This window comes from Bradyrhizobium sp. USDA 4461, from assembly GCF_054055655.1.
On the sequence record NZ_JBSRXM010000001.1, the window covers coordinates 7,612,624 to 7,625,302 of the forward strand.

The window sequence follows — 12,679 nt, forward strand, 5'->3', positions numbered from 1 at the left end:
CTTGAACGGACTCCGAGATCGAACCAGCCCAAGGCGCCACAATGATCTCATTCGACGACACGTTTCGCCGCCAGCTGCACGAGCTGTTCGTGTGGCGGCGCGACGTGCGGCGCTTCCGCACCGATCCGCTGCCGGATGGCACGATCGAGCGGCTGATCGAGATCGCCTGCCTGTCGCCGTCGGTCGGGTTGAGCCAGCCCTGGCGGTTCGTCATTGTCGAGGATACGGCGCGGCGCCGCGCTGTGATCGACGACTTCAAGGCCTGCAACGCCGATGCGCTGCGGTCCTATTCCGGCGAGCGCGCCACGAAATATGCCGCCCTGAAATTATCGGGCCTCGAAGAGGCGCCCGGGCACCTCGCCGTGTTCGCCGAGAAGAGCGATCAGATCGGCTCCGGCCTCGGGCGCGCGACGATGCCGGAGACCTCCGACTACTCCGTGGTGGCCGCGATCTGCTCGATGTGGCTTGCCGCGCGCGCCGAAGGCATCGGGCTCGGTTGGGTCTCGATCCTCAATCCGTCCCGCATTCACGCGATCCTGGAGATTCCGGCCGCCTGGAAATTCATCGGCTATCTCTGCATCGGATACCCCCAGGCCGAGTGCAACCGTCCAGAACTCGAGCAGGCCAAGTGGGAATCGCGGCGAGGTCCGGATGAATTCACTATCCGGCGCTGACCAATCTGCGGGCGGAAGCGGCACCGCGACCGGCGGCGTTCACTGGCGCATCGACATCGCCTCCGTAATTTTTCCCCTCCCGGAGCATAACGCGATCTGCGCGGTGCATCGCGGCGCCTTCCGGACGCTGCTCGGCGCCGACCCGACGCCGCCCGCCTGCCTCGGCTATTTCGCGCGCTATGAACATGCGTTCAGGGCCGCGGCAGCCGCAAAAATCCTGCGCAAGCGTATCCCTGTTGGAACAAATCTGCATCTTACCAGTCGCGACATCGCCCGAAAGCTGCTAGAAGCCGACCAAATCGAACGTGGAGAGCGATCATGAGCCAGTCCCAGACCGCGCAAGCCCAGCATCTGCCGGTCGCCACAGGACAGGTCGGCCGGCTTGCCCAGTCCCTGATGGCGATGACGCTCGGCCTGTTCATCGTCGGCGTGGTCGGCTTCTCGCATATCGACGTGATCCACAACGCCGCGCACGACGTGCGCCACTCCAACGCCTTCCCCTGCCACTGACTCGTCGGCATGAGCACGTTCCGCTCGATCGTCTTCTCGTCAGTCATTGCCGGATTCATCGTCGGCCTGATCGTCACGGCGGTCCAGCAATTCGGCACCGTTCCCCTGATCCTCCGAGCCGAGGTCTATGAGAAGGCGCCCGCGCACAAGCACGAAGCCGCCGCGTCACCGCACGCCGTCCTGGTGCACGATCATGCAGACGCTGCGCATGCTGCGGAGGCCTGGGAGCCGAAGGACGGCCTGGAGCGCAATCTCTATACGGCAGGCGCGAACATCCTGACCGCGATCGGCTTTGCGCTGCTGCTCTGCGGCTTCTTTTCGGTGCGCAGCGGCGCCACCGGCGAGGCGATCTCCTGGCATGAGGGCCTGATGTGGGGCCTTGCAGGCTTCGCCGTGTTCACCATCGCCCCGGGCCTCGGGCTGCCGCCGGAATTACCCGGCGTCCCCGCCGCGCCGCTGCTCTCGCGCCAGATCTGGTGGACGATCGCGGTGCTGGCGACCTCGGCCGGCCTCGGGCTGATCGTGTTTCGGCGCTCGGCGCCTGCCGCGATCGCCGGCGTGGTCCTGATCATGCTGCCGCATCTGATCGGCGCGCCGGAGCTCGAGCATGTCGAGACCAACGTGCCCTCGTCATTGTCGCATCAGTTCGTGGTCGCGGTCACGCTGACCAGCCTGGTGTTCTGGTCGCTGCTCGGCAGCCTGACCAGCGCCGCATTCGCCTATTTCGACCGGCCGGCGGAGGCCTGACCTCATCGCTTGATGATGACGGACGCCGTCTGTCCGGCCGCGCGTTGCGGATTTCTTTACCATGCCCGGCCCGGACAAGGGCAACGTCCCTCGCCGGGTTCCCGCTCTGCCCCACCCAATTGCAGCGGCCGGGTTTACGCAACCTTAGACGATTTGGTCCACATCTGATGCGTGCACGACGCAATCGGAATGAAGCGGCCGATGTCGCAAAAGTCGAACCTTGAGGGGCACAGGCTGGCCTTTGCCGATCATGCGACGGCTGATCTCGCAACGCAGGCTGACGCAGCTCGCGGCGCGGCGACGGAGCACGGCGCGTTGGGCCAGGCATCCCGTGCCTCGACAAGTCAATCCTCGTCGCGGATCGGCGCGCTGTTCGCCGCGTTCCGTGACGCCGACTGGCTGACGGCCGATCGCGTCACCGCCTTCACCCGCGTCTTCCTCCTGCTGTTCACAGGCTGCATCGCGATCATCCCGTGGGCTGCACCGACGATGGATGTCGGCCCCGACTTCGCGGCATTCTGGACCGCGGCCAAGCTCGCGCGTGAAGGCCACGCCAGCGATGCCTATGGTGACGCTGGCCGCGCCGCCGTCGCGGCCGTGCTCGGTCACAAGACCTACGCTCCGTTCTTCTATCCGCCAACCTCGCTGCTGCTCTGGCTTCCCTTTGCGCTGGTGCCGTTTGCAACGGCCGCAATCATCTGGGTGGTCGCGACCGGCGCCGCCTATGCAGCGGCGGTGAGAGCCATCCTCAAGGGCGGATCAATCGTTCCCGCACTCGCCTTTCCCGGCGTATGGGTGTGCGCATTGTTCGGACAGAACTCGCTGTTCTCAGCCGCCCTACTCGGCGGATCGGCAGTGACGCTGGACCGCTCTCCGGTGATCGCCGGCGTCCTGCTCGGATGCTTTGCCTACAAGCCGCAGGTCGCCCTGCTTGCCCCGCTGGTGCTGATCCTGACGCGGCGCTGGCGCGCGCTCGGTGCTGCGGCCGCAACGACGCTGGTTCTCGTGCTGGCGGCGACCGCGAGCTTCGGGATCGAGCCGTGGTACAAATTTTTTGACGTTCTGCCGGAAGCCGGCGCCTGGAGCCTCGGCGGCCAGCCCGGCTTCGAGAAATTCGCAAGCCCCTATGCAGCAATCAGGCTGGCCGGCGGCTCGAGCAACGTTGCCTGGGTCGTTCAGGTGGTCGCGGCCGCGATCGCGATGATCGTTCTGATCGCGATGCTGCGGAAACGCCGCAGCGGCGCGGCCGAGATCGCGCTGATGGTGGCGGTAACGCCGCTGTGCGTGCCGTCGCTGGGCAGCTACGAGGTGGTGATGCTGGCGATCCCCGGTGCATGGCTGATCTCGCAAGCGCTTGCGCAGGGCTGGCTGCCCTATGAGCGCATCGTACTCGCCGCGCTTTATGTGACGCCGTTCGCCATGGTGCCCGCGAGCGCCAACGGCGTGCAACTAGCGCCGATCGCCTGCGTCGCGCTCATTGCGCTTGTCGCTCGACGGATTGCGCATCTGCCCGCTTCTTGTGACGCGCCGGCCGATATCACAAATTGCTGAGTAGCTCGAGGCGCAAGCCCCGCAGCAAAGCTTTTCGGCTTACTACCCAACACATTCCGCCGTCGTCCCTGCGAAAGCAGGGACCCATAACCACCGATGGTCATCGTTGCATGCGACTGGAACGACGAGTCCCTCTCACAACATCCGCCGCGGAGTATGGGTCCCTGCTTTCGCAGGGACGACCCGTGGAAGGAGTCACGCATCTCCCAGCATACGGTATCAATAAGCAGCTTCCGCCTCTACTCGCCGCGCGTCAGTATCGACTGCCGGACCGCATGCCAGCTCTCCTCATCCGGCGCGCAGAGCAAGCCGCCGGTCAGATTGACCGGCTTGTAGGGCGATCCGTCGAAATGCGCGCTGTAGCCGCCGGCCTCGCGATGCAACAGCCAGCCCGCGGCGTGATCCCACGGCATCAGCTTGTTGTAGAACAAGAGATGGCAATGGCCCGAGGCAGCCATGCGATACTCATGCGCGGCACATCGGAGCCAGGCACTGGCGCCGAGCTTGGACAGATTGCCGGCGACGAGCGCGCGCAGCGGCTCGGGCAGAAAGTTGACGCCGACCACCGCGTCCATCTGATCGATCGGCACCGCCGCGGCCACCTTCAGATCATGCCGCTTGCCGTCCGGCAGCTCGAGCCACGCCCCCTCACCACGCAGCGCGAATGCGGTGTCGTTGCTGACTGGATCATGGATCGCACCGAACACGATCTCGCCGCGCATGGTGGCGGCCACCATGCTGCCGAACAGCGGCAGGCTCGAGGTGAAATTCCGCGTGCCATCGATCGGATCGACGATGAAGGCGAGCTCCGCGGTTCCGACCTGATCGAGTGCGGCCGGATCGCGCGCGGTGCCCTCCTCGCCGATCACGGCGGCATTCGGGAACGCCCGCAGCAGCGCCGCCGAGATCGCCTGCTCGGCGAGCTCGTCGGCCTCGGTGACGACGTCGAACGCCGATGTCTTGGTGCGGACCTCGATCTCCCGCACGCGGCGAAAGCGCGGCATGATCTCGCTGCGGCCGACCTCAGTGAGGATGCTTCCGATGGTCAGCACATCGGCATGGGATAGTTTCACGCGGCATTCTCCTGCGTTGCCCAGGCATTCTACCGCAGAAATGTGACCACGTCGCAGTCAGCGGCGCTGGTTGTAGACATCGATGCAGACGGCGCCGAGCAGCACGAGGCCCTTGATCACCTGCTGATAATCGATGCCGATGCCGAGGATCGACATGCCGTTGTTCATCACGCCCATGATCATGGCACCGACCACCGCGCCGCCGACCCGGCCGACGCCCCCATAGGCCGAGGCGCCGCCGATGAAGCAGGCGGCAATCACGTCGAGCTCGAAGCCGAGGCCGGCTTTCGGCGTCGCGGTGTTGAGCCGGGCTGCGAACACCAGGCCGGCGAGCGCGGCGAGCACGCCCATGTTGACGAAGGTGAGAAAGGTCAGCCGCTCGGTCTTGACCCCGGACAGCTTCGCCGCCTTGGCATTGCCGCCCACCGCATAGATCTGCCTGCCGACCACGGTGCGCCGGGTCACGAAACCATAGAGCGCGATCAACGCGGTCATGATCACCAGCACGTTGGGCAGGCCGCGATGCGAGGCGATCAGATAGGCGAAGTAGAGCACCGCACCCGCCAGCGCGATGCTCTTGACGATGAAGAAGGCATAGGGCTCGACCTCGATGCCGTGCGCCTGCTCGCGCGCCCGGCTCTTGGCGCTGGCCAGCACCAGCACGAACGCCAGCGCGACGCCGATCAGCAACGACGTCGGGTACAAGGTTCCGGCGCTGGGAAACAGCTCGGGAATGAACCCCGACGACAGCTTCTGGAAGGTCGGCGGGAACGGTCCGACCGACTGGCCCTGCAGCACCGCGAGCGCCAGGCCCTTGAACACCAGCATCCCTGCCAGCGTCACGATGAAGGACGGAATCTTGAAATACGCGACCCAGTAGCCCTGCGCCGCGCCGATCGCAGCGCCCAGCAGCAGGCAGGCGACGAACGCGATCGGGTAGCCGACATGGTAATGCACCATCAGCACCGCCGCGACCGCTCCGACGAAGCCCGCGACCGAGCCGACTGAAAGGTCGATATGCCCGGTGACGATCACCAGCAGCATGCCGAGCGCCATGATGACGATGTAGCTGTTCTGCAGCACGAGATTGGTGAGGTTGAGCGGCTGCAGCAGCGTGCCGTCGGTCACGATCTCGAAGAACAGCATGATCGCAAGCAGCGACAGCAGCATGCCGTAGCTGCGCAGATTGTTCTTGATGAAGCCGGAATGCTTCGGGGTCTCGGGAAGTGACACCGTCTTGTCGGTCATTGTGCCGCTCCTCCGGACCGCGCCACGTCGTTATCGACGCCGGACATCCTGACATTGCGCATGATGGCGCGCATGATCTTCTCCTGGGTCGCCTCGCCCCTGGCGAACTCGCCGACGAAGGCGCCGTCATTCATCACGCAGATCCGGTCGCAGATGCCGAGCAGCTCGGGCATCTCCGACGAGATCACCACGACGCCCCTGCCCGCCTCGGCAAGCTCGTTGATGATCGAATAGATCTCGTATTTCGCCCCGACGTCGATCCCGCGCGTCGGCTCGTCGAGCAGCAACACTTTGGGATCGGTCATCAGCCATTTCGACAGCACCACCTTCTGCTGGTTGCCGCCGGAGAGATCGCCGGTCGCCTGATACACGTCGGAGCAGCGTATCCGCATCCGGGTGCGGTAGTCGCTCGCCGCCTTCAACTCCACCACATCGTCGATCACGCCGCGCTCCGATACCTTGCCGAGGCTCGCCACCGTGACGTTCTTGCGGACGTCGGCGGCAAGGATCAGCCCGAGCTGCTTGCGGTCCTCGGTCACATAGGCAAGTCCGGAAGCGATCGCGGCCGGCACGCTGGACAAATCGGCCTCACGCCCCTCGAGGCGAACCTTGCCGGTGACGTTGGTACCCCAGGCGCGGCCGAACAGGCTCATGGCGAACTCGGTGCGGCCGGCGCCCATCAGGCCGGCGATCCCGACCACCTCGCCACGGCGCAGCTTGAAATCGACATTCTTGATCACCTGCCGCTCGGGATGCAGCGGATGATACACCGACCAGTTCTCCACACGCATCACGGGCTCGCCGATCTCGGCGCTTCGATCCGGAAAGCGGTGCGCGAGATCGCGGTTGACCATGCTGCGGATGATGCGGTCCTCCTCGATCCGCTCGGTGCGGCAGTCGATGCTGTCGACGGTGCGGCCGTCGCGCAGCACCGTGATGCGGTCGGCGACCCGCGCAACCTCGTTCAGCTTGTGCGAGATCAGGATCGAGGCGATGCCCTGCTCGCGGAAGGTCAGGAGCCGATCGAGCAAGGCCGCGCTGTCGGCTTCGTTGAGACTTGCGGTCGGCTCGTCGAGGATCAAAAGGCGCACCCGCTTGGACAGCGCCTTGGCGATCTCCACCAGTTGCTGCTTGCCGACGCCGAGGTCGGTGATCAGCGTATCCGGCGACTCCCGCAAGCCGACCTGCGCCAGCAACTCGGCGGTGCGCCGATGCACCGCGTGGCGGTCGATGACGCCGAAGCGCGAGGGCGGATGCGACAGGAAGATGTTCTCGGCGATCGACATCAGCGGGATCAGCGCCAGCTCCTGATGGATGATGATGATCCCGAGCGCCTCGCTGTCATTGATGTCGCGGAACCGCCGTTCCTCGCCGTCGAACACGATCGATCCGTCGTAGCTGCCGGCCGGATAGACCCCGCTCAGCACCTTCATCAAGGTCGACTTGCCGGCGCCGTTCTCTCCGACCAGGGCATGGATCTCGCCGGCTTCCACGGTGAAGCTGACGTCGCGCAGCGCCTGCACGCCCGCAAAGCTCTTGCTGACGCCGCGCATCTCAAGCATTGCCGTCATCGGATCATGTCCTGCAGCGTCGATCGGCCTTGGTGCGGTTCGCCGCCGCTCCGCCGGCCGCTCTAGTCGAATTGCGAGCGCTTATAGTAGCCGCTGTCAATCAGGACTTTCTCCCAATTGGTCTTGTCCACCACGACCGGCTTGAGCAGATAGGACGGAACCACCTTGACCCCGTTGTTGTAGGTCTTGGTGTCGTTGACGCTGACCTCCTTCTTGCTCAGCACGGCATCGACCATGTCGGCGGTGACCTTGGCGAGGTCGCGGGTATCCTTGAAGATGGTCGAATACTGCTCGCCGCGCAGCATCGCCTTGATCGAGGGCACTTCCGCATCCTGACCGCTGATGACCGGCATCGGTTGGTCCTTGCTGCCGTAGCCGACGCTCTTCAGCGAGGATATGATGCCGATCGACAGGCCGTCATAGGGCGAGAGCACCGCATCGACGCGCTTCTTGCCGTAAAAGGCGCTGAGCAGATTGTCCATCCGCGCCTGCGCGGTCGCGCCGTCCCAGCGCAAGGTGGCGACCTTGTTCATGCCCATCTGGCCGCTGCCGACCACGAGCTTGCCGCTGTCGATGTATGGCTTCAGCACCGACATCGCGCCATCGTAGAAGAAATAGGCATTGTTGTCGTCGGGCGAGCCGCCGAACAGCTCGATATTGAACGGACCCTTGCCGTCCTTCAGCCCGAGCGCATTCACGATCGAGCTGGCCTGAAGCACGCCGACCTGGAAATTGTCGAAGGTCGCGTAGTAGTCGACATTGGGCGTGTCGCGGATCAACCGGTCATAGGCGATCACCGTGATGCCCTGAGCCTTGGCCTGCTTCAGCGCGTCGGACAGCGTGGTGCCGTCGATCGCGGCAATGACCAGCACCTTGGCCCCCTTGGTCACCATGTTCTCGACCTGGGAAAGCTGGTTCGGGATGTCGTCCTCGGCATATTGCAGATCGGTGCCGTAGCCGCGCTCCTTCAGCACCCTGACCATGTTGTTGCCGTCGTCGATCCAGCGCGCCGAGGATTTGGTCGGCATCGCAATGCCGATGGTGGCCTTGCTCTGGGCGTACGCGTCCGATGCGGCCACGGAGAGACCTGCCAACGCCAGCGCGAACAAGGTGGTCTTCAACTTGAACATGCTTCACTCCCTTGGTTTTTTTGAGTTGGTTTACCGTTGCCGTGGACAGCGTCAATCGACGGCTATCATTGGTAGGCTGGCCGCAGGTCTACCGCGATCTCGGATCGCGCAGGGACCGTCACCGACCGAAATTTTTCACCCGCGAGTCATGTCGTGGGACGGACGAGGCGCAGGAATGAAGCGGAGGATCATAAGCCGCGTCTCCCGGCATCGTCGGCGAGCGCCAGCATCGCCGGAGAGCCCTGGTGGTGCGGTACTTGTTTCCAGCAACCTTTGGTGGACGTTGCCCTTGCCATATGCCTGCCAGCACCGACTGGTCATTTATTTAACTGTCCGAATAAATTGATCGGCGAATCGAGGATCATGAGGTGGTGCGTCTGCCTATGGCAACCTTCGGTCGGAGTGTGCCCCCACTATGCTAGGGATGCAAGCATCATTTATTTCACTACATGAATAAATTAATCGGAACTGCCAGCCGGCGACAGTGGCTTAGGCGTCGATCTCCGAGAGATCGTCGACGACCAGCAACGCCTCGGCAAAATCGTCGCCGCTGAAATAGGTGCTGCGGGTGATGATCGTGGGGATGCCCGCCTGCGCCGCAGCAGCGAGGCCGTTGCCGGAATCCTCGACGGCAATGCAATCCGACGGACCAAGCGCGAGCCGCGCCAACACCTCGACATAGACGTCGGGGGCCGGCTTCTTTCGCGGCACGTCGTCGCCGGCAACGATCGTCTCGAACAGGCCGGCCCAGTCCAGCCCGAGCGCGACCGAGAGCAGCGCATCGATATTGCCATGTGAGGTGGTCGTGGCGATCGCCAGCCGCTGGCCGCGGCGGCGCGCACCGGCGAGCCAGGCGCGCACCCCCGGCCGCAACGGGCAGCCGCCCGCGGCAATCAACGCGGCGTAGCGCGCGGTCTTGATCCTGTGCAGGTCGGCGATGTCGGCGAATGTCAGCGACGGAACCGCATTGCGCTGGTCGAACGCGCGAATCCGCTCCTTGCCGCCGGCCACCCGGAGCAACCGCCCGTAAGTGACCTGATCCCAGAACCAGTCGAGCCCGGCTTGGGCAAACGCCTCATTGAAGGCGCGGCGGTGCACCTCCTCGGTTTCGGCCAGCGTGCCGTCGACATCGAAGATCAAGGCGCGGGCGTTCGCAATGATGTCGCGCATCCCGGATGTCCGGATCAGTGCGAGCGCCTGGTTCATCGCCCCTCGCCCGCCCCTTTCGCGAACACGCGGCTGGCCAGCACGTCGCCGGCCTCGATCGACATCACGTCGTCGGCCGTCAGCGTGCGGTCGAGCTTCGCCACGATCCGGTTGGCCTGGCGCAGCCGGATGCGGTCGAGCGCGTTGCGGATCGAGCGCGCGTTGGAGAACAGCGGCTGTTCCTTGCGGATGCCGATGTAGCGGGTGAAGGCCTCGCGTGCCTCGGGGGAGAAACGATAATTCTGTTGCTGCAGCATCAGCTCGGCAATCCACAGCAGCTCGCCGTCCGAATAGTCCGGGAAGTCGATGTGATGCGCGATGCGGGAGCGGAAGCCCGGATTGCTCTGGAAGAACTTCTCCATGCGCTCGCCATAGCCGGCCAGGATCACCACCAGATCCTCGCGCTGGGCCTCCATGATCTGCAACAGGATCTCGATCGCCTCCTGGCCGTAATCGCGCTCGTTCTCGGGACGGTACAGGTAATAGGCCTCGTCGATGAACAGCACGCCGCCCATCGCTTTCTTCAAGATTTCTTTCGTCTTCGGCGCGGTGTGACCGATATATTGCCCGACAAGATCGTCGCGCGTGACGCTGATGACGTGACCGCGGCGCACGAAGCCGAGCTTGTGCAGGATGCCGGCCATCCTGAGCGCAACCGTGGTCTTGCCGGTGCCGGGATTGCCGGTGAACGACATGTGCAGCGTCGGGAATGTCGTCGCCAGCGCCATCTTCTGCCGGATGCGTTCGACCAAAAGCAGCGAGGCGATCTCGCGGATGCGGGTCTTCACCGGCTTCAGGCCGATCAATTCGGAATCGAGCTGGTCGAGCACGTCGCCGATGCCGAGGTCGGCGAATTCATGCCGGAGGTCGATGGTCTCCGGCGGCGTCTCGCGGATCGCTTGTTCGATATGTTCTTGCGCTTGCGTCATCATCCTCTCGCTTTCGAAAAAAGCTCCGTCGTCGCTGCGGCGACGACGGAGAAGTGCATCCGGACCAGACGGTCGAGGGAGCAACCCGCCTGGCTTGCCAACCGGACGCGGTCAATGATCGGCGTAGCGTTCGCCCTCGGGGCGATCAGCCGCATAGGCATGTGTCGCGTAACGAAGGTTGCGTCCGGCAGCCTCCGAGCGGTCGAGCCGGAAGCCCGGCTCCTCCCGCGGCCGGTTGACGATGAAGGACAGCCGAACCGACTCCCAGCCATGGCTGGAATCGAAGCCGGATATCCGGATGTAGCTGTTACCATAGACCCGCCGGCAGTCGGCGAGCTCCTTCATGATGCCGGCCGCATCGCGCAGGTCGAACATCGGCAGGCCCCACATGTCCCAATAGGTGTTGCGGGGATGCGGGTCGTCGGTGAACTCGATGTTCACCGCCCAGCCCTTGTCGAGGCAGTATTGCACCTGCGCAGCGATCTGCTCGTCGGTGAGATCGGGCAGGAAAGAAAAGCAGCCTTGGGTCACGCGCATGAGAAACTCCTGTCAGACCGCCATGCTCGGCGTGGGAACGAAATCGGGGGCGTCCGTCGATTCGTAATTGAAGGTGACGTCCTTCCAGACCTCGAGTGCCTCGCGCAACGGCGTGCAGGTCTGCGCCGCCTTGGCCAGGATCTCCGGTCCCTCATGGACGTAGTCGCGGCCCTCGTTGCGGGCGAGGATCATGGCTTCCAGCGCGACGCGGTTCGCAGTGGCGCCGGCCTGGATGCCGCGGGGATGGCCGATGGTGCCGCCGCCGAATTGCAGCACGACGTCCTCGCCGAGCAGGTCGAGCAGCTGGTGCATCTGGCCGGCATGAATGCCGCCGGAGGCCACCGGCATCAGCTTATTGAGGCTCGCCCAGTTCTGGTCGAAGAACACGCCATGCTCGAGCTGCATCGGGTTGAAGTCCTCGCGGCAGATATCGTAGTAGCCGCGCGTGGTGTTCGGGTCACCTTCGAGCTTGCCGACCACGGTGCCGGCATGGATGTGGTCCACACCGGCGAGCCGCATCCATTTCGCGATCACGCGGAACGAGACACCGTGGCTGCGCTGCCTGGTGTAGGTCGAGTGGCCGGCACGGTGCAGATGCAGGATCATGTTGTTCCTGCGCGCCCACTTCGCCATCGACTGGATCGCGGTGTAGCCGATCACGAGGTCGATCATGACGATGTTGGAGCCGAGCTCATGGGCGAACTCGGCGCGCTCGTACATGTCCTCCATGGTCGCCGCGGTGACGTTGAGATAGGTGCCCTTGATCTCCCCGGTCGCGGCCTGCGCGCGGTTGACCGCCTCCATGCAGTACAGGAAGCGCTCGCGCCAGTGCATGAAGGGCTGCGAGTTGATGTTCTCGTCGTCCTTGGTGAAGTCGAGCCCGCCTTTCAGCGCCTCATAGACGACGCGGCCATAGTTGCGGCCGGACAGGCCGAGCTTCGGCTTCACGGTGGCGCCGAGCAAGGGGCGGCCGAACTTGTCGAGCCGCTCGCGCTCCACCACGATGCCCGTCGCCGGACCCTGGAACGTCTTCACATAGGCGGTCGGCAGCCGCATGTCCTCGAGCCGCAGCGCCTTCAGCGGCTTGAAGCCGAACACGTTGCCGATGATCGACGCCGTCAGGTTTGAGATCGAGCCCGGCTCGAACAGATCGAGATCATAGGCGATGTAGGCGAAGTAGCTGCCCGGCGAGTTCGGCACCGGATCGACGCGATAGCACTTCGCTCGGTATTTTTCCGCAGCTGTCAGCCGGTCGGTCCACACCACGGTCCAGGTCGCGGTCGAGGATTCACCCGCCACCGCCGCGCAGGCTTCGGTCGGATCGACGCCGTCCTGCGGCGTCACGCGGAACAGCGCGATCACGTCGGTGTCCTTGGGCTCGTAGTTCGGCTCCCAATAGCCCATCCGCTTGTATTCCATCACGCCGGACTTGTAGCGATCCTTACCGCGCACCGTGATCGACTGCTGCATATTCATCAAAATCTCCTGTCGTTCGCCGCTGTT

The 12,679-nt window shown here is 64.4% G+C and carries 13 protein-coding genes; 5 read left to right on the plus strand and 8 right to left on the minus strand.

Annotation, left to right across the window (positions count from 1 at the left end):
• Positions 1–41: 41 nt before the first annotated feature.
• The 5 genes from bluB to ACVINW_RS35850 all read left to right on the plus strand — a co-directional run bounded on the left by bluB (position 42) and on the right by ACVINW_RS35850 (position 3,482).
• Positions 42–674, plus strand: coding sequence for a 5,6-dimethylbenzimidazole synthase (bluB, locus tag ACVINW_RS35830; RefSeq protein WP_456755644.1), 633 nt, complete (start codon positions 42–44; stop codon positions 672–674).
• Positions 652–996, plus strand: coding sequence for a hypothetical protein (locus tag ACVINW_RS35835; RefSeq protein WP_456755645.1), 345 nt, complete (start codon positions 652–654; stop codon positions 994–996). Before bluB ends, ACVINW_RS35835 begins: the two co-directional genes overlap by 23 nt.
• On the plus strand, positions 993–1,184 hold the full coding sequence (locus ACVINW_RS35840; protein WP_456755646.1) for a CbtB domain-containing protein: 192 nt from the start codon (positions 993–995) through the stop codon (positions 1,182–1,184). The genes ACVINW_RS35835 and ACVINW_RS35840 overlap by 4 nt, the downstream gene beginning before the upstream one ends.
• Positions 1,185–1,193: 9 nt before the next feature.
• Positions 1,194–1,931, plus strand: a complete 738-nt coding sequence (locus ACVINW_RS35845; protein ID WP_456755647.1) for a CbtA family protein — start codon at positions 1,194–1,196, stop codon at positions 1,929–1,931.
• A 201-nt stretch (positions 1,932–2,132) separates the two neighbouring features.
• Positions 2,133–3,482 (plus strand): glycosyltransferase family 87 protein, encoded by a 1,350-nt coding sequence (locus ACVINW_RS35850; protein ID WP_456755648.1) that lies wholly within the window; start codon positions 2,133–2,135, stop codon positions 3,480–3,482.
• A 239-nt stretch (positions 3,483–3,721) separates the two neighbouring features.
• Here the strand turns inward: ACVINW_RS35850 and ACVINW_RS35855 are convergent, their stop codons facing one another.
• The 8 genes from ACVINW_RS35855 to ACVINW_RS35890 all read right to left on the minus strand — a co-directional run bounded on the left by ACVINW_RS35855 (position 3,722) and on the right by ACVINW_RS35890 (position 12,646).
• Positions 3,722–4,555: an inositol monophosphatase family protein gene (locus tag ACVINW_RS35855; protein ID WP_456755649.1), complete on the minus strand. Its 834-nt coding sequence runs from the start codon at positions 4,553–4,555 to the stop codon at positions 3,722–3,724.
• A gap of 57 nt (positions 4,556–4,612) precedes the next feature.
• Positions 4,613–5,803 carry a multiple monosaccharide ABC transporter permease gene (mmsB, locus tag ACVINW_RS35860; protein ID WP_456755650.1) on the minus strand — a complete coding sequence of 397 codons (1,191 nt, stop codon included), beginning with the start codon at positions 5,801–5,803 and terminating at the stop codon, positions 4,613–4,615.
• Positions 5,800–7,374, minus strand: coding sequence for a multiple monosaccharide ABC transporter ATP-binding protein (mmsA, locus tag ACVINW_RS35865; protein ID WP_456755651.1), 1,575 nt, complete (start codon positions 7,372–7,374; stop codon positions 5,800–5,802). Before mmsA ends, mmsB begins: the two co-directional genes overlap by 4 nt.
• A gap of 62 nt (positions 7,375–7,436) precedes the next feature.
• Positions 7,437–8,504 (minus strand): multiple monosaccharide ABC transporter substrate-binding protein, encoded by a 1,068-nt coding sequence (chvE, locus tag ACVINW_RS35870; RefSeq protein ID WP_456755652.1) that lies wholly within the window; start codon positions 8,502–8,504, stop codon positions 7,437–7,439.
• Between the two features lie 489 nt (positions 8,505–8,993).
• Complete coding sequence (locus tag ACVINW_RS35875) at positions 8,994–9,710, minus strand: HAD family hydrolase (RefSeq protein ID WP_456755653.1); 717 nt, start codon at positions 9,708–9,710, stop codon at positions 8,994–8,996.
• Complete coding sequence (gene cbbX / locus ACVINW_RS35880; RefSeq protein ID WP_456755654.1) at positions 9,707–10,639, minus strand: CbbX protein; 933 nt, start codon at positions 10,637–10,639, stop codon at positions 9,707–9,709. The genes ACVINW_RS35875 and cbbX overlap by 4 nt, the downstream gene beginning before the upstream one ends.
• Before the next feature lie 111 nt (positions 10,640–10,750).
• Positions 10,751–11,176 (minus strand): ribulose bisphosphate carboxylase small subunit, encoded by a 426-nt coding sequence (locus tag ACVINW_RS35885; protein WP_456755655.1) that lies wholly within the window; start codon positions 11,174–11,176, stop codon positions 10,751–10,753.
• Between the two features lie 12 nt (positions 11,177–11,188).
• Positions 11,189–12,646: a form I ribulose bisphosphate carboxylase large subunit gene (locus ACVINW_RS35890; protein ID WP_456756576.1), complete on the minus strand. Its 1,458-nt coding sequence runs from the start codon at positions 12,644–12,646 to the stop codon at positions 11,189–11,191.
• Positions 12,647–12,679: the final 33 nt, after the last annotated feature.